The sequence below is a fragment of the Paenibacillus sp. MAH-35 genome, assembly GCF_058135425.1.
Genome location: NZ_JBYUPU010000012.1, coordinates 144,632 through 167,467, shown reverse-complemented (window position 1 = coordinate 167,467; position 22,836 = coordinate 144,632). Strand labels below are relative to the sequence as shown.

Below are 22,836 nucleotides of genomic sequence, written 5' to 3'. Positions count from 1 at the left end.
TATGATCTGCGGGTATGTCCTAAGTATAGGCGTCCGGCTTTCCGGCCACCATCGGCGAAACGGCCATCGCGCTGTTCATTTCAGTCAACTTCGGAATTTGATCCGGTAATTTCCGGGGGAGAACCCGGTTTTCCTTGTAAACAGCTTGCTGAAAAAGGAAGCGTCTTCATAACCGACCGCCTCCGATATGGCCGCAATGGTCTTATCGGTATCGGCCAGCAAACGTTTGGCTTTTTCGATTCGTGTTTTATGAATATATTCAATCGGACTGCAACCGACATAACGGTTGAAATAACGGTTCAGCTGGCGTTGGCTAATATGAAACAAGTTGCCCAGAAATGTCATGCTGAGCTTCACGTTCGCATGGCGCTCAATATAGCCGCACACCCGCTGCACCAAAATTTCTCCGGTCGACAGGTTGTCTCCGAAAATATGCCTCTCTTGATAAAACCGGGACAGCAGCACGAATAATTGAACCATCTTGATCTGAATCAGGAGGCGATACCCTTCCCGCTGCTGGTGCAATTCCTGCATCAGATCTTTAAGCACCGCCGTCACGGCAGCGGCGTCCGACCCGCGAAGATTCAGCTTGTGATGGAACCGGGCCTTCTCATCCAGAAACGGCTGGACATAATAAAAATCCATCGACCACATCGCCCGCAGCTCCATCAGCAGCCTCATCGGAATCAGGCTCATCTCGAACAAGCAATTAATGACGACAAGCTCCTCGCCTGCTTTTAACGAATAGCCGTGCGCCTCGCCAGGATTAATAATAAAAATGTCCCCCTCGTGGATTCCATAGCGAATGTCCTGGAACAAATGCTCGCCGCTTCCTTCCATGACAAACACCATTTCGACAAACTCGTGCAAGTGAAGGTCCGGAAGATCTGCCGTATTATGCCGATTGATCTGGATCCAAAAAGGAAAGTCATCCGGGTGGTCATAAAGTTTCAGCGATTTCCTGCGCAGCATGATCCACTCCTTGTATCAGTCTTGTCCTCCTGATCGCCGCAGGACGAGCGCCTTTTGAATCCCGGTTTGCAGTACGAAGAACCCGCCCCGGGCCCGCCGGTTCAGGTTCTCCGTCGCCTTGCTTACCGACCTGCCGTTGTCTTCAGCCCGCTGGCAATCAGTGTGCCGGAATAGCTCGAATATACCAGTCGTCAAACCATGCCGTTCCGTTCGTACCCGTGTCACTCATCAAATACAATTGAATATGCTGCGCTGTCGGACTCGGCTCCACTACACCACTGTAAAATGTCCAATCCTCCGAGTAGGGGACAGACGACCATATATAACGGATCGATGTCGCCCCTTTGGCGTAGCTCTCCCGGATTCCCACAGCTACACTCCCCTGATCGGATTCGTTTTTTACCCAGCCGCTCCATGCATAACGGAAACCGTCTTCGACCGGAATAAGCGCCGAGTTGATCACGTTCCAGCTGTTTCCGGGATCGGGTTGCAGAGCGGCGGCATATAAACCGGAACGGGAATCCTCCGACCATATCCCCTGCCGAAGCGTCCAGTCCGCCGGTCCGTTGCCCTGCAGGTTGGCCGCCTCGAATCCGGGATTCGGCAGCAAATTGTGATTGACCTCCAGGAGCAACGGCAGTGACCGAATGAGCGTCTCGCCGCTACTTAAGCGAATTTGCGCCGTGTATACCTGATCGGTCACACCGGCGGGGACGTGCAATTCAAAGGGGAGATTCAGCGCCTCATGTCCGGCAAGCTCGACCTGTAACGGCAAAGTAGTCGTCCATTCGGACGGGAGATGCGCCTCCAGAGAGAGTTGCAAGGAATCCGCCATCCGATTTTCCAGGCGCAAGGTGCTCGAATAACGATTGCCCGCCTGCATCGTCAGAGCGGATGGCGACAATTGGCCGTCCACCATGTCGACCAACGGATAAACAGCGCTTCGCTGCAAAACAACCCGCGTTCCCGGGCGATCGGCGTATACGAACGAAACAGCGGCGTTCAATCGGTAGTCCGCTGCAAGCGGCGTATGCGTCAGCGTGAACGGCAACACTGCGGAAGCTTCCTGATTGGCTCCGATGGAAGGTAGAGCTTGCTCCAGCGGCATCAAACCGAACGATTCCGGGAACGCAATCGACACCTCCACTTGCTGAAGCGCTTGCATTCTGGTGTTGGCAACGGACGCATATACCGCGTTCACAACGGACTGGCCGATGATGCGCTCATCGTTCAACTCCACTTTGAATGCAGCAGAAGCACCGGCAATCGTTCCCAGCTCCAGACGCAATTGTTCGAGCCTTTCCTGAATAGTCTCCGCAGCTCCGGAAGCGTGCACGTCGAGCCAATCGAGCAGCACGTCCACTCCGTCCAGCCCGTCCAATGCCGCGGACACAACCGCATCAACCGTTGTCGGCGAAGCCGCAAGCTCGTCCAGCAGTTCCTGAAGCGTTTCATCCAGACGGTCGATTGCATCCTGCCAATCCAAATCATTCGACCACGAAGTCAGGCTCGTCAGCTCGCTGCGCGCCCGGCCGGCCATAGTCGAGAAAGGCGTTAGCCGGTAAAGCAGCGCCTGCAGCGGTTCCAGGGTGACGGTTAAGGAATCTCCGGTATTCACCGTTTCCTTATAGCTGTCCCCATACAGCAAGACCGCTTCATAACCGCTCTCCGCAAGCGGGATCGTCACTTCACCGCCGGTGCTGCCCGTGTTGACCACAGCCGTATAATATTCCCCGCCGTCTTGCCAGAGACGCCACTGCATATCCGCAGCCTGGCCGGAATCTGCGACTTCCATGGACGTTACGATCTCGCCGATTTGTTCAATCTCTTGCCGTATGCCGACAAGTCCCGGCCATAACGCCGAATTCCGGAGCACAAATCCGTTTTCGTTGAAGGAGTAGTAACCCATTCCTTGCGCGCCGCTCGCCAGGCTCTGATAAATCATATTCCGTACCTGCTCGATCGTGGTCAAAACCGGCCAATTCGGCGGATTGTACATCGCCTGCATCATGTTCATCACCGGTTGGTGCTCTCCTGCCAATTGTTTGGCCAACGCTACGCGTTCCCCTACGATGGAAATCGGGTTTCGGGGAATCGGGTACACGTCTGTCGCAAATATATCGGTCACTTTCTCGGTAAACGAGTACGAACCGGGGAGCGCTTCTACCATGTAGACGGGGTGAACCGGGTCGAGCGTTCGCACAAGCCGGTAGGCTTCCACCAGTTCTTCTTTCGTCTTATGGTGGAGCGCAGGCTCGTCCATCACCATCCAGGCGAACAGAGCAGGATGATTCCGGAACTCCGTGACGAACGTCTCGATCAGCTCCATATTTTCCTGCACCTTCATCTGGTAATAGAGCGGAACCGCCAATTTGATTCCGTTTTGAAGGGCAGCATCCAGCATCGCTTGCAATTGCTCCCTGTTATTGGTTCCATTGCCCTGCACGACATTAACTCCCGCTTCACCTACATACGGATAGTCACGCAGCGCGACATGATAGGCCATGACGGGAAAAAACGGCTCGTTGTCCACCAGCAGCGTACCGTCTTCCCTCAACATAGACGGTCGGTCAAAGCGAAAAATGCGCTCCGTCTCCCGCGCTATTTCCTGCTGGCCGTCATCCAGCAGCCGGACAACAACGCGATACGGTTGCTGCTTGACGAGAAGACCGGGATTGAAGGTCATCGTCAGCGGTTGATCGGTATAGGTCGCGTCCGACACCGCAATAGGCGTTCCCCCGGCTTCCGGCGCAATGGTCGCTTCTACACGGAATCTGGCCGGGTCTCCCTGGTGCAGGTTGAAGTCGGCGTTCACCGTGCCGGCGGCCATCCCGGTATAGTAAAAAATGCTATCCGTTTCCAAATCAATTCTACTACGTTCCCGCTCTAATGTGAACGAGATTTCATCCATATCCAGAGTCCCCGTACCATACAACCGGGCATATACGACCACCCATGCCGCCTCTTCCGGCGCGGTAAACCCGTATTCATGGTATTCCCAGTCGCCCGTCAGCTCGCTTGGAGCGGTAATATAGGTTTGATCGAAATTCAGATTGTTCGCAGTTGTCGCAGCAGTGCCCTTGTAAAATTCCAGCTTGAATCCTGCTCCGCTTCCTTGAACGCCGGTGCCTCTCATCCATGCAGCCAGCTTGTACTCCGTTTTTTCTTCAATCTGGACGATTTGTCTCACCCAAGGATTGCGGTTTGCAAGCGCTGTAGAGATCCGAAGCCCGGCCGTGCCGGAGTATGCTCCGGCTGCGGAAACCGACAGCTCCGGATTGGTCCAGCCCTCGAACGCGCTCCATCCGGCCGGGATCGTTCCCTGCTGCTCAAAATCGCCGTTAATGAGCAAGTTGTCATTCCCTCCCTCAGCTGCCGTCGGCACCGGTAAGGCTATCCATAATGCAAGGAAACATACAAACCACAATACGAATACCGGTATTTCCCTCCTGTTTCCCATAACCCGCATACCATCCTTCATACCCTGTCCCTCCCAACCTTTAGAAAACGCATTATCGGTTTCCTGTTTCCCTCCCTCCTCATAGCCAAAACTTCCTTGGCCACTCCATCGTAGCACAAGCGCATTTTTGCCTACGATCGGCATTTCAGACAAATCCATGTCGTTTTCGGCCAAAACGCTCCACGACGCATGCCCCAGCCTTAACGACAGCTTTTTCAAAAAAAACTACGACAGCATACCAACTATATATAGACTGAAAATTAAAGTTCTAGAGTAAAATAGAGAGATAAAATCGTACAATCCTATTGATTCGTCATTACATGACTTCCTGAGATAGTTGTTCTCGAGGTCATACACAGTGGCCGATTGCAACTCCCTCATACTCGTCTAAAAACCATTCGGCGGCTTTGGCCATGTAGACGGTTACTTCATTATCCTTGAATGAAACGGTCATCTTAAGCGAGCCAAGATATATATCCGTTATATAGACCAGCATATTAAGTTTATGATCTTCTACCCATGCAGCCGAAGAAAGGCAATTATAGCATGTGCCGGATTGGGTCCCGATTTTTTCACCGAAATAGTTCTTTTGAGGAAACGGCACTTGAACCGTTTTCCCGATACCGAATCTTAGCCGGTGTTCGCCCGTGGCATTCTCATATTCCCATATGCCCTCGTCCCCTAGAAAGCTGAACCGCAGCCGCTTTATTCCCATCGGATTCTCATTTAATGAATACCATTTGCCATTAACCTTCCGTTCCAACGAAGAGGTGTGATTTCCTTGTTGCGGCATTATCTTAAGAGTTTTAATGGTTTCGTTCAGGATCGTATAGGTCGCATCATTATCAGGCAATGGAGATTCTTGAGTGGCGCTAAAAATTTTTTCGCAAAACGCATGAACAATGTTAACCTCTGCATGGGGGGAGCCCTGCGTATCGGCAATACAAGCAAATATTAGACCTTTATCGGGAAAACAATAGGCAAGCTGGGACCCCATCCCTCTGAAAGAGAATCCGTTGTTCTTCTCCATCCAGATTTGATAGCCGTACCCATGATTGCCTGTCAGGGAGTTATCAATTTGCTTCGACGTTGCTTCACGAATATACGATTCTGAAATAAGCTGACGATCGCTCCAGCTGCCTTTGTTCATGCAGACATAAGCCAGTTTGGCCATATCCCTTAAGCTGCAAATAACGCCGGACCCTCCCCACGATGTGCCTTCCGGAGTTTTAATACACCAAGCATCCTTGGAAAAGCCGATCGGATCAAGCAGCCGCTCACGCATATACGACAGAAAAGGAAGCCCGCTTATCCGTTCCACAATCGTGGAGAGGATCACTGTGGCCGAGGTGTCATAGGCAAAAAGGGTTCCCGGGATATGCGAAGGCTTGCTGTTAAAAAAAGCGGCGGCCCAGTCCGGATCGTAGCGAGTATACGCGGTTTTGATATGAGGACTAGCCATCATCAGAAGGTCTCTTACGGTTGCTTGAGCCAGATATGGATGTATGGGTTGAGGCGATTTATCGTTGAAGAAGGTAACAACCCGGTCATGTAAAGTGATTTTACCTTCATCGATCAACAACCCTATAGCTAAAGACACGAAGCTTTTGCTTACGGAATACATTCGATGCATGCTGGTCTCTGAATAAGGCGCCCAGTAGCCTTCAGCGGCAATTTGCCCATGTCGCAACAGTAAGAATCCATGCATGCAGATTTGTTCCCTCTCGATTCTTTCAATAAATTGAAGGATCGCCGAGGAGGGGATCCCTAAACGCTCAGGCGAGGATGAAAGCGAAAACAATTCATTTTGGTTCATAAAATGATTCAGCTCCTTGTCACGATTAATGTGGCGAAGCAATACTTCTGCCATCCCTAACTATAGATTACTAAAAACCCTGCTCTCTTGACGAGAACAGGGTTTAAACTTATTGGCAATATCCTTTAGCAGGATGGTTTACGAAACGGTAACATTCGTCGTCCTTTGACTCGTGTTCCCTGCTTGATCCGTTACCGTAACTTGAATGACATGGGCTCCTAGCTGGCCTGCCCAATTCAGGGGTGTTCCCGGCACGTAAGGCTGGCCATCGACAGTAACAACCTGAGATGCGACGCCGGATAAGCTATCCCCGCTTAGAACATTCAGCGTAACGGGCTGGCTGTCGTCAAACACCGCGCCGTCCTGCAGCGGATTTCCGTTCGCCGAAACCGTAAACGTCGGTGCAATTTTATCGGACTTCACCGTTATGGATTTCACGGTTTCGAGATTACCAGCCTTATCTACTGAGCGATACTGCACTTCATAAATTCCGTCACCAAGTACAATCGGAGAAGTGTACTTCACAAAGCCGCTCGTCGACAGGACGCCGTAAACGCTCTGCACGACGTTTAACTGATAATTCGTTGCATGTATACCGGCAATATCATATGCGGCAGAGAGCGAAACCGTGGCGTCCGACTTATGCCAGCCGCCCGATCCGGCCGTTCCGGTTACGGCTGCAGCGGTAACAGGCGGAGTGGTGTCCGGCAACCATTTGGCATACAGGACGGTATCTGCTTCGACGGGTTTGCTGAAATCAAACTTGTGCGCGTACGTTTCGTCGTACCAGCCTAAGAAGGCAAAAAGTTCTTTTGTCGGCGTCGGTGGTGTAACCGTTTGGCCGAGCGACATTCCGTTTGCAAGAACCGTCACATTTTGAACAATACTTCCATTAACATAGGTAAGGGTATGGCTCGCATTATAGCTGCCTTCCGTTACATAAACCGAAATCGGTAGGGAAAGACCATCGTCCAATTTAACAAGGAAGGCACCTTTACCTACTGCCGGTTGTCCCGTTAATACATTAGCAGGTGAATTAGCAAGGTCTGCAAGACCTTTTGTTATAGTTTTTCCGAATTGTTCACCAAGGAAATTTTTACCGATTTTCTTAGGGTAACCTGTTACAGTGAGTACCAAGTCGACACCAGACGTTATCGTGCCTTTGGTATTCCCTAATGAATCTGTAACGGTAAACCAATCGTAGTCTCGGTTCTTCAGCAAATCATACTCGGTTCCGGTCGGAACACCAGCTGTTTTTATAATGACTTGCTGAGTCGTATTCCCAGTAACATTAACCTGATACTTACCTCCATCTGATCTTAATGCGGTCGGTCTGGTTGGAACGATCACGTCCTTGCCGCTTTCTATAGCTCCGATATCGGGCGCGGCGCCAGCGTAGTCGGCTGCAGTTACAAAATTGGGAATGGTTGTACCCGCATCAAAACCAAGACTCCCGCTTGTTTGGATATAATTTCCATCGTTTCTGTTGATGAAAGTTGCCTTTTTGCTCGAGTCAGGAGCGATTGCCGTTCCGGTTCTTACCCCGGTAATCCCATTAGGTTCAACGATAGGCGCAGGTCCACCGGTACCTGTAGCATTCGTGGATGCCGAGATTCCGTTAAACAAGTCATAATCGTAACTGACTCCGGGATAATTGTACATATGTTTAATCGTAATTACGTTTTGGCCGCCAACAGGACTATCGATGGATTCAATGATGTTATTCCTATAATACGGTCTATAAATTTGAGCGTCCTTCCGGGTGATATGACCCATTGAACTGAGGATGGTATTGTTAAACAGATAGTTCACACCCAACCCCTTCGTCCATTCATTAGGAGCTGTTCCGTGTTTAGTTACTCCTTGTATCATGCCCCATTCGTCACCCAAGTTGTGAATCAGATTTCTATACACATACACGGGACCTACATAGTTCGAGTCCATTCCTATGCCGCCAGAGACTCCCTCGATTCTGTTATTGTAAAACCTTAAGTTCATATCTGCGCCTTCTAATTCCATGCTGTCAGCTTGGGCATACGCCAAATAATTGCCGTATACATCGGAATCTGTTCCAACACCGCCGTCTCGATCGCCATTAACATACGTTTCAATGCCGGCGTTAAAACGGTGATCGTCGCTTCCGACAATGTCGTTGTATCGAATTACGACGCCTTGACCGCCTCTTGCGTACATGCCGCTTACACCTTGCGGATGCTTTTCATTCCATTCGAAGAACCCAGGCACATTTTCGTACCATCCTCTACCTCCGCCTGCGTTCCAGGCATTGGATGAAGTTTTTGCATCATGGATATAGTTTTTTTCTATGACGAGATTGCTTACGTCGCTTACAAAGATACCAGAGTCATTGTTTACTGGCGTGGCGTTGGCCGAGTAAATGTGCCCTGTACGCAAATCCACCGCCAGGTTAGGATCTGAATTTGCGGTAATCGTCTGCTTACCCAAGTATTGGGTTGTTACTCTACCGAAATTGGAAATATCGCTATTGATAATTCGGATGTGGTGACTGGAACTGAGAACCGAAATCGCACTTCTCTTGCCACCGCGGATCATTAAGTTTTCCAAAATCACATATTCGGATTGCGCGATTATTACCGCTTCCCAGAATTCATCAGAAACATCTATAACGGTGCTGCCATCTCCAATGATACGGATATATCCGTTTGCTGTGCCTCTTAACCCTTGAACGGACAGCGGTTTTCCCGGTTCATAGATGGATGCGATAGGGATATCCGTAGCGATGGGGACATCTTCTTCCCATGTTCTTATGGTTTGGGAGTAAGTCGAATTGTCCTTGAGGATTTTCACTTCCACTTCATATTCCGTGTCGGGTTCGAGACCGACGATAGAGCCTCTGAACTGCTTGTTAGGCGAATCGTATGCCAGTGGGAGGCCATCTTTCCATGTCACATCTCCTACTTTCCTGAAACGCACCTCATTGGCAGGGTCCAGAACAACCTGCATGGAGTTGGGAGCTGCGATCGGAAGCGTGTAAGTAATCGTATCTCCGGGAGTTATATAACCGGTATAATTCAGATACAAGCTGATATTATTGAACGTAGTTCTTAGAAGAAGCTGGTTACCTGTATTGGGTACGGGGTTTCCGGAACCGAGTCGAACGCTCGTGGAAATGGTCGTTTTGAATACCTTATCCGGCGTAATACCGTCTGAGTATTTGATTCTCACTCTAAGGATTTCGTTCCCGGGGCCGGACAGATAGCTAACCCCTCCTTCAAAGGCGCCTGTTGTCGCATTGTAACCGGGCTTAGGCTGTTTAACCCAAGCGTATCCAGTATTTCTCGGTTGAGCAGGGATTACATAGCTTGCCGGGTCCGCGGACTTCCGCCATACCGTTACCTCGGCGTTCGGATCGCTTACCGGAATACTATAATGTCCGTCTCTCGCATTCCCCACGGCGGTTATATCAATACCCGGTACGGCTACTGGCAACGCGGCCTCATCGGTAATATGCCGGTTTTCATCATACAGAACAGCTGCCGTATTGCTCGAGGCATTCCACGTATATGTAGCTTCGAACGCATACATGATCGTATCCAACGGGATAAAGCTTCTAACGCCATCTTTAAAAGGCATTTCTGTAATAATTGTAGTCATCGTTGAGCCGTTTTTTAATGTTACTTGGTTGCTTCCGTACTTAGCGGTCATTTCATAATAATCATTTTTTAATACAAACTCTTTGCCATCGATAGACTCATAGAATACCGAGTATAAATAATGAGCGATCGACTCGGCAGATACCCATATTTTACCGTCTATAAACTTAGGCGGTACATCCGATTTCATATTTTTGCCGTTCACCGTAATCTTGATCGGCGATGCCGGACTTGTAATCGGAACAGGCGCATGCGTATAAGCCGCAAATATTGAAGTAGGAAAAACAAGTGAAATTAACAAGGCAACAACAAATAATAGTCTCATGCTTGGTTTCACTTTGTCCGCCATTTTAATAAAATCCTCCCTTTTTGGATCTTGATCATGCTCACCTGAAAACCTTTTCCGAATCGAATTTTAAATTTGGTCTTCTTTGAACGATTCAAAGAAAAGCTACCTCTTACGCAGGGTCATTCATCGTGGGGAGAGCTTCGTATAGAAGCTTTTTCTTTATTAAGCGAAGGTGTGTTTCAAATCCCCCCTTCATTTCACAATTTTTCGCAGGTATTGCTTGGCATTGGGTTCGGACTCCTCAAGTTAAGAAAATCATAAATAACCGCTTATTACTTATCAATTAATCATTTTCCAATCAGTATTATAATTCTACAAACCCAGGCGTTTCTCTCGTTTCCAGGTCGCTCTTCTATTTCCCTTGACACGCAAATTCTACAATGGCTTTGTCGGCTGCCCATTCATTCATACTCTCGCCCTTTTTCCACGATAAACCATTCGCGGATTTCATACGATCGTGCGCCGTGAATCACATAGGGATCATGGGTTGCAAGCTCTTCGGCTTCCTCTATCGTCTTCGCCCGGTAAATAACCATTCCGCCCGATCCGTTAACAAATCGGCCTTTAACAAATATTTTGCCCTTCTCCTCCAGAGCCACCATATACGCTAAATGATCAGCTCTAACTTGTTGGTTCATCTCTTTATTAATCATTGGCAGCATAACGACAAAATGTTTCATAGTCAGACGCTCCATCTCCCGGCAGTTACACTCTGCCTACAATTCGGCCAGCATCCCTCCGTCAATGACCACACCGGAGCCAACGATAAACTTGGCTTCATCACTTGCCAAGAAGCAAATAAGACTAGCGATCTCTTCGGGTTTTCCGATTCGTCCAAGCGGTTGGGAGTCTTTCCATTCTTCGCTCAGATCCGCGTTGAACAACCCTCCCAATTCCGCATATCGGTTTAACATGCCGGTATCGGTGGCCCCCGGAAGGACGGCATTAACTCGGATCCCCTGCTTGGCATAATCAATGGCCATGCTTCGGGTCAGCGCCATCAATCCTCCTTTGGAAGCAGCGTAGGCGGCATAATTTCGTATCGTTGCCTGAGCATGTACGGAAGCGACATGGATGATCACGCCCCCGCCTGCATCGATAATATGTGGGATCCCGTATTTCCCGAGCAGAAAGGCTGAAGTTAAATTGACATTCAGTGTCGTATGCCACTCCTCGACCGATAAATCTACCACTCCGCGTAAGGATTCAATGGCGGCGCTATGGACGATCCCGTCCAGCCGCCCGTAGGTATTTATCGTTCTTTGGATCAAATTCAGAATATCGTCATGCTGCCCGACATCCGTCTTTACAAATATCCCTTGTCCAGCCAGACCTTCGATCTGTTCCAGGGTCTCTTCGGCATTCTTTTCCGACCGGTTCGCGATGACTACGCGAGCCCCATCGCCAGCCAAGCGTATAGCGGTTGCCCGACCGATTCCGGTACCTCCGCCGGTAACGATGAAAACTTTTTGTACGAATCTCATTGCTGCACCTCCTTCATTACGGATTCAGAATGATTTTACTTAAATTGGATTTCCCTTCTACTAAACTTTGAAAAGCGGCGGGTCCTTCCGTCAAGCTGCGGGTGGCCGTCCACGGTTCCATACTGATATGACCGCCGGCCAACAACTCAACCGCTTGTTTAAAATCCGCATTGGAATACGAGTAGGAACCGATGATGGATACCTCTTGCCGCACAAGGTGGCTCATCAAAATCGGAGATTCATCATGCCCCAAGCCGACCATAATGATTTTTCCGCCGGAATTAATCATTTGCAGAGCTTGTTGTCGAGTGGCCGTAACGCCGACACAGTCTATGATCGTATCGATTCCTTGCGAAAAATAGTCATTAGCCCTGTTTCCTAATCGTTCCGGCAAAACAACATCCGCTCCCAGCCCCTTGGCATGATGCATACGCGCTTCTTGCTTCTCCACGACCAGAACTCGACTCGCTCCCATTTTCTTCGCTACTTGTATGGTGAGCAGCCCGATGGCTCCGGCGCCGAATATTAGGACATCTTCAAACGGTTGGAGACCCAGCTTGACGGCATGGATACAAACCGCTAACGGCTCAGCCAAACAAGCTAACGATGCGTTCATCTCCTTGGGAACGGGATACAAATTGATCATAGGTACTGCTACATACTCGGCAAAGGCACCTGGCCGATGAATGCCAATCAACTCTCGACTGCGGCAAAGATTATGTTTGCCCTTCATACAACGATCGCAGCTCCCGCAAGAGATAAGCGGATTCGCAACGACCTTATCCCCTGCGGACATTTCTGATTTATGGCCGGGTAATCCGAAGATTTCAACGATCGTTCCGCAGAATTCATGTCCCATGATGAGAGGAGGAATCCTCACACTGCTATGCCCCAAATAGCCTTCCAATTCGCTCCCGCAAATGCCTACAGATTCCACTTTGATCAGGGCTTCGCCAGGGCCCGCCTTCGGTATTTCATGTTCTTCGATACTTATTTGCCGAGGTCCGTAATAAACCAGAGTTTTCATTATTTCCTACACCTCTACGCCATTCACGATATGCTTGGGACGCTCACCGCTGAATATACGTTTAATTTCTAGAGCTGCGTGTCGCTGCAATCGGTTTAACGAACTTTCCGAATACCAGGCGCAGTGGCTGGTTATGAGACAGTTTTCGAATCGGAGAAGCGGGCTGCTTTTCGGAATCGGCTGCTCTTCCAATACATCCAACGCAGCGCCCGCGATTTTGTTGTTTTGCAACGCATCAATTAAACTTTCGGTATTAATAACTCCGCCCCTGGACGTGTTAACAAGGTAGGCGGTTGATTTCATTCGCTCAAAGGCTTCATCATTAAATAGATGTATGGTCTCTGGCGTTAAGGGAAGATGAACGGATATCATGTCGCTCCGCTCCAGCAAGGAATGCCAATCAACCTTCTGCGTTCTCCACTCGTTACAAACGTTCTCCGGCACATAAGGATCGTAGGCGAGCGTGTTGATTCCAAAGCTTTGAGCTCTCTTTGCCACATCTTTTCCGATATTGCCGAAGCCGGCTATTCCGAGCGTTTTCCCTTGCAAGCCTATAATCGGCCGGCACGGAGTCGTTTGCCAAACCCCTTTGCGCACCTGAGCAACAATTTGGGGGATTTTCCGAACGCTCGAGAGCAAGAGCGACATCGCATGATCCGCGACTTCCCCGGTCCCATAGTCCGGCACGTTGACAACCGGAATATTTTTTTGTTTCGCCGCAACAATATCAACGCTATCGACACCGACGCCATACCTTACGATGATTTTGCAACGTTGCAAGTTATCGATGACTTCTTTGGTTATCGGTGCTCTTTCGATCAGTATCGCATCCGCATGTCTGGTTAACTGCATCACTTCATCCGGTGTTTTGCATTGTCCGGTTACAAATTCAAAGCCCATCGGGAGTAAAACCTCTTCTTCCTGATGCAGCCCGGGGAAGCCATAGTCGGTCACCGCTACCGTATACTTGGTCATCTCCTCTACCTCTCCTCTGCGTTGGCTATAGCCGGACCATACTCTCCTGTGGTAACCGGAATATATTTCACCATATTCATATCCTCGGATTGAAAGGCATGCTCCCACATCTTGACATACATTTCCTTCAAAAGAGCTTCCGATTCCGGCAGGCCCGCCATATTTCGCATTTCATACGGATCCGATTCCAGGTCATACAGCTCGTCAAAATCAGTAGGATTATAGACGAACTTAACTTTCTTCGTCTTGACCATCCGGCTGGTATAGTACAATTCCGTGCCGTTACATTGGGCGTATATGCTCTCCCGCCAGTTATCCGGAGTTTCACCGGACAGAAACGGAACCAGACTGCGCCCGCTCGTTTTGCCCAGCGGTTCCGTTTCGGCAAGTTCGATCAATGTAGGAGCTATATCCATGAGGGTCACAAATTGTTCGACGACTCTCCCCGGATTTTTGACAAGCTTGGGAGAACTCATAATAAGAGGAACGCGATACCCTTCATCGAACATACTGATCCCTTTGCAGTATAAACCGTGTGCCCCTGCATGTTCTCCATGATCGGAAACGACGATAATGAGCGTATTATCGATCTGGCGGTTCCGTGCCAAAGCATCCAGCACTTCCCCGAACAAATCGTCAATCAGCGAGCAGTAGCCCCAATAATGTGCGATGGACTCTTTTACTTCTTGTTCGCTTAATTGGCTGAACACCTTTCGCATACGTTGATAGATTCGAGGTTTATCCTGCATATCGTCGTAGTAATTGGGCGGCAGTTCGATTTTACTTGGATCATACATACTCGCGTACTTTTCCGGAATTACAAAAGGATCATGCGGACCGTTCGGTCCGATGTACATGCACCAAGGAGCTTCGCTGTCCTGCAGCCTATCCAATTGCGATATGGCTTTATGCACGCATATATAGTCGTTTAACTCGGTGTAGGATTTGTCCGAACTGCCGTAAAGGGTATAGCCTCCCCATCCGGGGCGTAAGATTTCCCCGCGTTTTCGGATTCTTTTGCCGCTTTCGCAGCTCATTTCCCGGTATGCTTTTCTGCGATTTCCGTTATCTAATTCCTGTTCTTTCAGGTATAGTTCCGTCCAACCTCTGGATTTCGGAGTTTCTGTCGCCGAGACGTGCCACTTTCCGGCATAATACATTTGATAACCGTTCTCCGCCAGTTTCTCGGAAAAGGTTTCGATACCGGGGTTTAATTGCCTATGAATCGCCTGATCATTGGAAACGTTATTGTAGATCCCATGCTGCGAAGGATAAAGACTTGTCATGAATGAAGCCCTTGCCGGACAGCAATGTGCCATAGGCGGATATGCGAAGTGAAAACTGACGCCTGTTTCTTTAATTTTATCCATGTTCGGGGTTTTGCAGGGGTGACCGGGAAATGTGACTTGTGCCTGCATTTGATCGGGCATAAAGATCAATAGGTTTGGACGGGGCTGGTTTTTCAACGGCTTGCACCTCATCTATTCGATTTAGTTCAGGGAAGCCCATAAATCAGTCATGGCGATCAAAGGGTTATGGCCCATATAGTCGCGACACGGCTGATTAAACTCGGTATATGGTTTTCTTTGGAGTTCGGTCGGTTGTCCTCCAAGAGGATGATAAAACTCCCATAATGTCCCGGTCTCGGAAAATTTCTCGGCAGTATGGTCCAAGGCGCGTTCCAGAATCACTTTGGCCGCATCGTTTCTCCCGTACAGGGTACAACCCCGGGCGACCCAATAGGAGATACTGTTCCAGGAAGGCCCCCGCCACATGCGAAGTTCAAATGCCGGATCCTCCAGAGCGATAGTCGGAATTGGATGCTTGGTGAAAAAACGGTTCGGATTCAATACATTTTCATCGATCACGCGATTCGCTTGCTCCACTGTTGCCGCCCCTACCATCATTGGCCACATGCCCTCGAAAGTAAGGCGGCGGCTCTCGGGACGATCGACCGACCAAATATCGTGGAATAGAGCCGTTTCTTCATCGAACAAGGCACTGCTTATAAATTCAGCAAGCTGTCCGGCTCTAATTTGCCATTTCAAGGATTCGGCAGTCAAATCAAGAAGACTCGCCCATTGTGCAGCGTAGACATGCATTTGATAAACATGCGCAGTCGCATCGACGCACGCATAAGGACCCGGTGTGATCGAGTCATAACGAATTCCGTCATCGACACCGCTTTCCCATACCTTTTTCCACAGATCGATATAATAATAACCTTCGTTTTCAGCCTTCCGGTTTGTTTCAAACCAACCGATTTGACGAACCAGGGCAAGGTAGGCTTTTTTTAACAAATCGATATCTTCATACAGGTCAATAAAATCCTGTACAGCCACCGGCCAATACGGAGGATGCCCCTTCACCCTACTCCATTTCACCTCGCCGCCGCGGAACCAGATGCAGCCCGGGATCAATCCGTCGAAAGACTGCAGATTTAAGTAGTTTAAGATTTGATATTTGGCATGATCCGGCTCATAGCGGAGAGTGTCCAAAGTCGCATGGGTTAGATCGATGTGACCGAATGCCGGACCGTAGCAATACCCGGTTCCGATTTCTTCCCATGGATATAAAAAGGGAGGCTCCGGATCTCGAGTGCACTTTTTATGAAGCTCTACCGTATATTCCAGCATCGATTTCCACTCGGGCTTGCCCCTGTCAACTACGTGATGTTTCAAGCTTCGCATGAACGTGTCTCCTTATTTTTTTGACTTTGGGGTCCGCTCAGCTCTGTTTCCACAATCCTTCTCCCAGCGAACGGCCGTGACCATGATACAGCCTCCGATTCTCGAGTCGGTGCAGCGTTTCCTTGACGGCAATATCGACAGCCGCATCTATGATTTCATTGCCGAATTCCGCGCTTGAATCTCGGGGATCCAGCTTGCCTCCCGCGCCGATCAGCGGTTCTCCTCGCGGAGGAAGCAGATCGAGGTTGACCGTCTCGGGATGCAGCGCCATCATATGCGAGGTTTCCCATCCTCCCGCATGATCGCCGGCAACTTCGTATTGATCGGCTACCAGCAAATAATCGACAAACGCCCAAGCCAGCATTCCGGCGTTACGGCTATACTGCCGTTTATTGAATAGCAGCGCAGCCGACCTAGCATGGTCAATCAAGGGGTAATGACCTGCTACCAATACGCCGACTCGAAAGCCTAGCGACTCCGCTTCTGCAAGAATGTGAAGCAGCAGTTTCTCATATTGAAGCACTTGCTCGGTTGCGGAGAAAGGCATGCGCTCCGGAATAAAATTGTCCGGCGGAAGTTCCATTTTCTCGGCAATCAAATGTCGGTCCTGCGCAGTTGCCTCCATTAAACATTCCACCCGGCTCTCGCCGTAGTACAAAGGGGGAAAGACGAGCCCGCCGCCTTTCTGCGCACAGCGAATGGCAATGCCTTCCGCCTGCAGGGAATCGGAGCCGACAGCATTGTGCAAGCCGTGCCATTCCAGTGTGCCGATCGGAATATACACAACCGGACACGCTTTCCTCCGGGCCACAATTTGTTCGGGACGCAGCATGTGATAGCGGACTTCGTCGCTCATAAGCCGTTTCGCTCCTCTTCAATTGAAATGGATCAAGCAAATTTGGAAACTGGCGAATGATTTCCCGTCCGGAGGATCGATTCAAATATTCCGTCCGCCCATCGTTTGGTACAGCTGCTCGTAGGCTTCTGCGATCGCTTCCGATGCCCGGTAGGAGCGGACAGGCCAATATCCAAAAGCGTCGTGCGTTCGAATCGTGGCAACGACCAATTCTTCGGCGGGAGCGCCTGCAAGCTCGCCGGGAGAATCCGTCAACTTGCATTCCGAGCTGATGGCGAGCAGGTTGTCGAATTTTTTCGGTCCGATTATATAACTGCCCCCATCCGTAGAGGCTCTCAGGTAAAATGCGTGCGTGGTTGCTGTTTCATCTTTGGCCACTGCCTGTACAGCTACACGGGCACCTGTAATGAGTCCTCCGTTAACCGGATGAATGATCAGCCGTGAGCCGAACATGACAGGCAGCGTTCTCAGATCGGGATATCTTCGGTCATGACATACATGCAGGCTGACCGGGACGCCGTAAATGTCAAATTCGTTCAGCATGTGCCCATGGTAATAGTGCCTTTCGCAAGTCCTGAATTTTAGATTGTCGCGCACGGTATTGCCGTCCGGATCGTACAATCTGCAAGAATTGAAGACAGGTTCGGACGAACCGGATCTCACCTGATCCCAAATCGGTCTCCCGACAATCAAGTAGGGCGAGTTTGCGGTTTCCCGCAAACAGGCTCGAATGATCGCTTCGGCCTCTTGCATCGGTTCCATCTGATCGAGCGTCGGCTTGGTGCCAAAAAAACCGAAAATACAGTATTCCGGCGCTACTAATAATTCAATACCAAGCTCCGCCGCGCTTCGAATCCCTTTGCAAATGGATCGAACATTGTCGTTCATGTCGCGGGAATTCATCATTTGCCAAGCACCCGTCTTCAAATACTCTTTCATCAGCGCTGTCGGACCTTCATGCGTGAATCGCAGCAGCTCCACATCCGCGTCCTCGACACTAATCCTTACCCCCAGCTGAGGGATGATATCATGATTGCCGCTGCGAATCACGCATTCGCCGTTCCAATAGATTGCCAGATCGGCCAGCTTGATCCGATTGCCGGCTCCTTCTGTTTTGACCAAAGTAACTTCGTTCTCGTCATGCACTGCAGACGGCAACTCGACCCGAACGACGGGCTGTGCGCGATTCCACTCGCTGGTGAAAAGCGCAGCCTCGCGACGGGCGAGGTTGCATTCCACATAGGCGAATTCGAAACCGCCGTCAAAGCCGAATCGCACATAACCGGAGCCACTGCCCAGATCTTTGAAAACGAAGTGAATGGCGTCGCCGTTGCGCGTATGAACGCCCGGACCTTCAATCTCAATCGACGGTCCGCCCGAAGCCCGTACGGACACTCCGATCTCCTGCCGTACAACCCGATCCGATTCCGGGATCACCCATGCATCGGATTTTCCTGCAAAATCGAACTTGTTTATTACAATCACAGGATCGTCACCTCCCTCATGAGATGCTTATTGACTAAATCGTAGTTTTTCGATCCATTTCGTACGAACCGTTCCGGCTTTCAATGCCGATTCCCCGGAATTCGGGGATTGCCCGTTTCTCATCCCGTTCCTAGACGAGACGACCAAATACTCCGGCCAGATGGAAAATACCAAAATATTCCCTTCAGAGCTTGATCCCTGCTTTGAGGATGGTGTGATAGTAATAAAAAATCGGGTAATAGTATTGGGCGAACTTTTTCGGACTGTCTCCCCAAAAAATGAGCGCCTCGCCTGATCGTTCCCTTTTTTTCTCTCCAGCCGGGGCAACTCTGATGGCCTCCTCGAATGTGACTCGGCCTGCTTCCAGATAGTTGGTGTCGCCTGTAAATTCGTAGGCATACGAGAGCGACTCGAGACAGATCGGATTGCTGTGCAGATGCTGTGTGCTAGGCAGCTCTTTATAATAGAACATGCCCGCTTCTTTCACGTAGCAATGCTCCACATAATCCTCTACCGCATCCACGATCATTTGCTTGATCCGCTCTTCCGGGCGGATTCGATAATACCGCATCAAGCTGTTGACAGCGATACAGATCATGAAGCCGGAACGATAGACCACATGGCCCGCAGCTGGAGCCAGCCATGCTCCGTATTTCTTTTTCCAGGCTTCGAAATGATCGACGATTCGATCGGCGGATTGCAGCCACTTCTCGTCATGGGTCTCGATATACAAGGCTCCCAGACTGCGAAGAGCCCAGCCGCTTTCTCTTGCGGAAATCCCCCCCTCGCCTTCGTAACGGGGAGTAGTCAACAGCCGCCTCACATTTTCTCCGATGCCGATTGCCGCCTCAAGTGCGGATTGTTCTCCCGTCAGGTGGTAATAATCAAGCAGCCCTTCCACCCACTCATGACAAACTTTCACTTCGCCCGTTACATGGCCCGCTGAATGAATCACTTGACCTTGATTACGCAGCGGATCGGGGCTGTAATGAACGATATCCACATCCTTCCAATGTTCCGCCGCTCTCAGCAAATAGTCGTAAAACCTTCTTTTCCCGGTTCTCGCATACAAATGCATCATCGCATGAGGCAGATCATACTCGTTATTCACCCAAACCCAATCTCCGCCGCCTCTGCCTTGGGACGTATAGTCTTTATCCGGAGCATCGCCCCAATACAGCATGCCGTACGTTCTCGTACGGCCATCAGCCATCCGATAAAATCCGCGTTCAACCCAGTCGATCGTCCGATCGCCGGGAATCGATTCGAATATACCGGCGCGCTCGAACGCAGCGGACTCCAGAACGGGATGATCCGGAAGCTGGAATTGCAGACTTCGCACATGAACCTCTTCCAGCGTTTCGTCCCCGCCATGCACGTGCAGGAACAATCGATGTGTTTTGGCCATACCCTGCATCATAGGGATCGGATGTCCGGATGGAATGATGCCGACCGTTATTTCTTCACCTGTAACATCCAGCGATTTAGGGCAGTTTTGCAAAGCCTGAAACAACGTGACGCTAATTCCACCCAGCTTCTCGTCGGACAAATCTGCCCAGAACGTTCCTGCAAACGTTTCCGGCTGGTCTTCGATAAATTCTTTTTCGAGAATCTCGGCTGTTAATTGACACGACAACCGGTCTCCCGCCGATCCGCTCTTCATCCTGCGGTCGACTCCGGCGCGGCTAATCCCCAATCGAAGCAGATCGGATGTCAACCTGTCATGCGAAGAACGAACATGCAGCCGGGCGGCATGAATCACTTGTTCGCTCTCAGGCTCCTTGTTGACGATCTGATAATCGATCATCAGCCAAGGTTTTCCGGCATACGCATAAACCCGGACTACAAAATCCAGCCAGCGGCTCTCATCTGCACGACTGCGGTGCTTTCCTTTCGCCTCGACCGCGCAGCGGACCGGACCCGGTTCGATGATGCGCCAGCCTTCCGCAGAAATCTCGCATTCGTAGTCCTGATTGGAAGCATCTCGAAGCGACGGCCCAACCACATCATGAGTAGGTACTCCTCCTATTCGTTTCAACGCTTGAAATAAACCCGTTCCTCCTGGGGCCGTCAACTCCGCTTCGATTGCCCCCGTGCGAATGACAAGTGCGCCATTAACCGGCTCGATCATTACCGGTTCCGTAGGCGTTGTCGTAACATCATCCGTCGATATGTTGAATCGTTTGCCTAGGTTGGCCGGTAGATCGGCAAGGAAATGCAGCAGCAGCCACTTTATGGAACCATCGGGCCATTTGGCGGTAACCCTTGTTTGCGTAGGTACCGCCTTGCTGCCGTCAAGAACGGATACTCTTGTTGATTCGGTCAATACCCCTTTCGCGAAAGGCACCGCAATTACGCTCGGTTCCTCGTACCTGGGATACATGGAAATTTTCTCAAATTGGAGCGATATCATGAACGCATCTCCTTCACAAACAAGCGTTGAACTATTAGACCGAACAATGAGATTCTAAATAAGAGGGCAGCAACTGCCCTCCGATTTGTCTTCTTGGATTATTGGGCAGCTTTCAAAGCACGTTGATACGCTGCATTATAAGTCTTGACTAACTCATCCAAGCCGCGTTGCTTCAATTCTCCGACGAATTTGTCGAAGTTAGACAACGGTTCCTGGCCAATGATGAACTTGATCATGTACTCGCTTGTTTTGTCCTGAATCGGCTGCAGGTTTTTGGATACAAGTTCCTGTTCCGCTTGAGTAAAGCTCAGTTGCGGCTCCTGTTTGGTCCAATCTCGTCTTGAAGTCTCTACGGCATCCGCCACTAACGTGCCTTCATTGCGATCCTTGAACAGGTTCTCCATCGGAGCGGTAAAGAAATATTTGGTTGTGCCTAAACCTATATTGGTGAGACTATTCTGAATATTTGACTTGAATTCATCTGTATATTGCGGTTTTCTATCCTTAATGGTGTAGCTCGTTCCTTCAATGCCATATTGCGTCAGAAGCTTGCCCTCGGGGCTGTACAAGAAATTATAGTATTTTACGATCAATTCCGCGTTTTTGGACTTGGACGAAATCGCCATAACACCTTTTAGACTATAATCGGGCAGCAGCTCTCCTTTTCCATTTTTATTTTTGATCGCTCTACCGCCCACCATCTTGGCTTTCGGATTTTCCTTCTTAAGCACATCCGTGAAGAAATCGGTACGGGCCGGGTTAAAGTAGATGGCTCCCACATGGCCTTTGCTAACTTTCGCTTCCCATTGTTGCTTGGATATGATCGCAAATTCTGGATCAATTAATTTTTCATTGTATAGATTGTTCAAGAAGGTCAGCGCTTCTTTCATCCCGGGAAGTGCTGGACCATATTGATACACGCCTTCGCTATTCAGATACATGCGCGGATCCGTTCCAAACGACCTGAAGATCGGAAAGTTGTTAAATCCTTGCGGAGCGAACGGGATCGTGTCCTTGCCGCCCAATTGGGCATCTTTGAAAGCCTTGAGTACTTTATAAAACTCATCCGGCGTTGTAGGGGCTTTCAAATTTAGTTGATCCAACCAATCCTGCCTGTATTGCGGTACGGTAGCGGTGACTCCCGGCATCGTAAAATAGGGAATGCCGTAGATTTTCCCGTCAGAGGCCCGCAGGGAAGCATCCACTCCCTCATCCTTGATCGAATTTAAAATGTTGGGACCGAACTTTTTGAGCAGATCGTCCAGCGCCAGGAAAGCTCCATCCATGCCGTACCTTTTCGCCGAGGCGACGTCCGAATCCATGACATCCGGCAAATTTCCGGAAGCCAGGGTCACCTTGAATTTATCGGCGTAGCTTGCACTGGGAATATTGATCAATTTCAGTTGTACATTCGTTCTCTTTTCAATTTCGGCAAAAATAGGTTCATTGCCCGATTGTGGTTTCGTATCGTGAGCGGCGGAGAAAATTTCGAACGAAGCCTTTTCCTTAAGCGGAAATACGGCTGTTGACGATGACGCTTCTGTCGGCGCCGAGCTTGGCTGCTTGCCCGATTCTGATTCCGAGCCGCTGCATCCTGCCGCGCCGATCATGATAGCGGAACCAGCCGCCATTAACCATAGGCCTTTCTTTAATTCCTTCATCTCCCGAACCCCTCCT

The 22,836-nt window shown here is 49.9% G+C and carries 14 protein-coding genes; all 14 read right to left on the bottom strand.

The genetic code is table 11. The features are described 5' to 3' along the window. Positions 1-84 precede the first annotated feature (84 nt). Positions 85-972, bottom strand: a complete 888-nt coding sequence (locus AC3Y2E_RS15730; RefSeq protein ID WP_332070907.1) for an AraC family transcriptional regulator — start codon at positions 970-972, stop codon at positions 85-87. A 157-nt stretch (positions 973-1,129) separates the two neighbouring features. After that, complete coding sequence (locus AC3Y2E_RS15725; protein WP_379211851.1) at positions 1,130-4,324, bottom strand: carbohydrate binding domain-containing protein; 3,195 nt, start codon at positions 4,322-4,324, stop codon at positions 1,130-1,132. Positions 4,325-4,781: 457 nt separating this feature from the next. Next, positions 4,782-6,248: a serine hydrolase domain-containing protein gene (locus AC3Y2E_RS15720; RefSeq protein ID WP_379211849.1), complete on the bottom strand. Its 1,467-nt coding sequence runs from the start codon at positions 6,246-6,248 to the stop codon at positions 4,782-4,784. Positions 6,249-6,386: 138 nt separating this feature from the next. Continuing rightward, positions 6,387-10,229, bottom strand: a complete 3,843-nt coding sequence (locus AC3Y2E_RS15715; RefSeq protein ID WP_379211847.1) for a stalk domain-containing protein — start codon at positions 10,227-10,229, stop codon at positions 6,387-6,389. 401 nt (positions 10,230-10,630) lie between these two features. Further along, positions 10,631-10,909 carry a YciI family protein gene (locus AC3Y2E_RS15710; protein ID WP_379211845.1) on the bottom strand — a complete coding sequence of 93 codons (279 nt, stop codon included), beginning with the start codon at positions 10,907-10,909 and terminating at the stop codon, positions 10,631-10,633. 36 nt (positions 10,910-10,945) lie between these two features. After that, positions 10,946-11,713: an SDR family NAD(P)-dependent oxidoreductase gene (locus AC3Y2E_RS15705; protein WP_379211843.1), complete on the bottom strand. Its 768-nt coding sequence runs from the start codon at positions 11,711-11,713 to the stop codon at positions 10,946-10,948. Positions 11,714-11,729: 16 nt separating this feature from the next. After that, on the bottom strand, positions 11,730-12,740 hold the full coding sequence (locus AC3Y2E_RS15700; protein ID WP_379211841.1) for a zinc-dependent alcohol dehydrogenase: 1,011 nt from the start codon (positions 12,738-12,740) through the stop codon (positions 11,730-11,732). A 6-nt stretch (positions 12,741-12,746) separates the two neighbouring features. Further along, complete coding sequence (locus AC3Y2E_RS15695; protein WP_379211838.1) at positions 12,747-13,715, bottom strand: C-terminal binding protein; 969 nt, start codon at positions 13,713-13,715, stop codon at positions 12,747-12,749. A gap of 5 nt (positions 13,716-13,720) precedes the next feature. Beyond that, positions 13,721-15,181: a sulfatase family protein gene (locus AC3Y2E_RS15690; RefSeq protein WP_379211836.1), complete on the bottom strand. Its 1,461-nt coding sequence runs from the start codon at positions 15,179-15,181 to the stop codon at positions 13,721-13,723. 24 nt (positions 15,182-15,205) lie between these two features. Then, positions 15,206-16,405: an MGH1-like glycoside hydrolase domain-containing protein gene (locus AC3Y2E_RS15685; protein ID WP_379211834.1), complete on the bottom strand. Its 1,200-nt coding sequence runs from the start codon at positions 16,403-16,405 to the stop codon at positions 15,206-15,208. Positions 16,406-16,442: 37 nt separating this feature from the next. Continuing rightward, on the bottom strand, positions 16,443-17,261 hold the full coding sequence (locus AC3Y2E_RS15680) for a creatininase family protein (protein WP_379211831.1): 819 nt from the start codon (positions 17,259-17,261) through the stop codon (positions 16,443-16,445). 81 nt (positions 17,262-17,342) lie between these two features. Continuing rightward, on the bottom strand, positions 17,343-18,746 hold the full coding sequence (locus tag AC3Y2E_RS15675) for a carbon-nitrogen hydrolase family protein (RefSeq protein WP_379211829.1): 1,404 nt from the start codon (positions 18,744-18,746) through the stop codon (positions 17,343-17,345). A 184-nt stretch (positions 18,747-18,930) separates the two neighbouring features. After that, positions 18,931-21,159 carry an RIFT barrel domain-containing protein gene (locus tag AC3Y2E_RS15670; protein WP_379211827.1) on the bottom strand — a complete coding sequence of 743 codons (2,229 nt, stop codon included), beginning with the start codon at positions 21,157-21,159 and terminating at the stop codon, positions 18,931-18,933. 98 nt (positions 21,160-21,257) lie between these two features. Continuing rightward, positions 21,258-22,820, bottom strand: coding sequence for an extracellular solute-binding protein (locus AC3Y2E_RS15665; RefSeq protein WP_379211825.1), 1,563 nt, complete (start codon positions 22,818-22,820; stop codon positions 21,258-21,260). Positions 22,821-22,836: the final 16 nt, after the last annotated feature.